This window comes from Actinacidiphila oryziradicis (assembly GCF_005047355.1).
GTDB lineage: Bacteria > Actinomycetota > Actinomycetes > Streptomycetales > Streptomycetaceae > Actinacidiphila > Actinacidiphila oryziradicis.
In genome coordinates this window covers 1-1,295 of record NZ_SUMC01000341.1, presented here as the reverse complement: position 1 = coordinate 1,295, position 1,295 = coordinate 1, and the positions used below count along the sequence as shown (strand labels likewise).

Sequence of the window (1,295 nt, the reverse complement as noted above, 5' to 3'; positions counted from 1 at the left end):
AGGAACGCCATGGCGTACAGGCGCTTTCCGAGCATGGTGTCCACGGGGAAGAAATCGGCTGCGATGATCCCTTGGGCTTGGGCGGTCAGGAACTCGCGCCAGCTGGGACCGGACCGGCGCGGAGCCGAGCCGATGCCCGCGGCGTTCAAGATCCCCCAGACCGTGGACGGTGCGATCGGATGGCCCAGCCGGGCCAGTTCGCCCTGGATCCTTCGGTGTCCCCACCGGGGATTCTCGCCGGCCAAGCGCAGCACCAGATTCCTGAGCGCGGCCGCAGTCGGGGGTCGGCCGGTACGCCTGCGGCGGGCGGAGTAGTCCCACTTCTTGGCGATCAGCTTGCGGTGCCAGGTCAGCAAGGTGCCGGGGGTGAGGGGAAGACATTGGCCCAGCGGCGGCGCGGTATCAGCGAGGACAGCACGGAGAGCCAGAACCGGTCGGCTCAGTCGTAGCGGACCAGGCCCTTGAGCTGTCGGCGCAAGACTGTGTTCTCATGCCTCAGGACCAACAACTCGGCGTCCTTGGCGGTATCCCGGCGCAGCAGGACAGCCGGTATCGACACCATCGTGCGAGCAGCGCGGTACAACAGCGACACGATCATCGGGACAGCCTCTCAGCCACCACCGACAACCATGGACACCGCTGCTCACCTGCAGCGATGACTTTACGAGCCCCACAGGGACGAGAAGGGCTGCAAGTCCATCACGTCCGCAAACTCGCCGATCTCAACAAGCCAGGACGGCCGGAACGGCCGCCGTGGGTACACCTGATGGCCATGCGTAAGCGAAAGACCCTTGTGGTCTGCGAACGCTGCCACCAGGACATCCACGCGGGACGGAGTACCGCCCCTGTCCGGAAATGATTACTGGAGAGCGGTATGCCGGGAAACTGGCCCGTACCGTTCGGGAAGGGGCTGTCGGAAAAGGACCCGCGCCACGGGCACCTCGTCGGCAGCCTACTTCACTTGAAGTGGCGGGGGCTGGAAACGGAACGTCAGTTACCGCGCCAGCCCCCAACCCTACCAAAGAACGCACCCGTCACAAGCACCGGGTGGAGAAGGCGCTGGAGGACGCCCAGATCAAACTGTCCACCGTTGTCTCGGACCTCTTCGGCGTGTCGGGCCGGGCCATGCTGGACGCCCTGGTCGCAGGCCAGCGCAACCCCCGGACACTGGCGGACCTCGCCAAAGGCAGCCTGGTCAACAAGAAACCGGCCCTCACCGAGGCCCTCACCGGGCAGTTCGAGGACCACCACGGCCGTCTGCTGCGGGTGCTGCTGGACACCGTCGACCACCTCAC

At 65.9% G+C, this 1,295-nt stretch carries 1 protein-coding gene and 2 pseudogenes; 2 read left to right on the top strand and 1 reads right to left on the bottom strand.

The window, feature by feature from the left end:
* Window positions 1-598: pseudogene (locus FCI23_RS55760) on the bottom strand (integrase core domain-containing protein); the annotation flags it as partial.
* Between FCI23_RS55760 and FCI23_RS64585 the strand changes: the two are divergent.
* Both FCI23_RS64585 and FCI23_RS55750 read left to right on the top strand, forming a co-directional pair.
* Window positions 491-859: an HNH endonuclease gene (locus FCI23_RS64585; protein WP_407646175.1), complete on the top strand. Its 369-nt coding sequence runs from the start codon at window positions 491-493 to the stop codon at window positions 857-859. The pseudogene FCI23_RS55760 and the gene FCI23_RS64585 sit on opposite strands and share 108 nt — an antisense overlap.
* Before the next feature lie 188 nt (window positions 860-1,047).
* Window positions 1,048-1,295: pseudogene (locus FCI23_RS55750) on the top strand (IS110 family transposase); the annotation flags it as partial.

What these genes read in the sequence shown, in the direction of transcription:
- FCI23_RS64585 (WP_407646175.1), top strand. Translation starts at nt 491, where the DNA reads ATGCCTCAGGACCAACAACTCGGCGTCCTTGGCGGTATCCCGGCGCAG.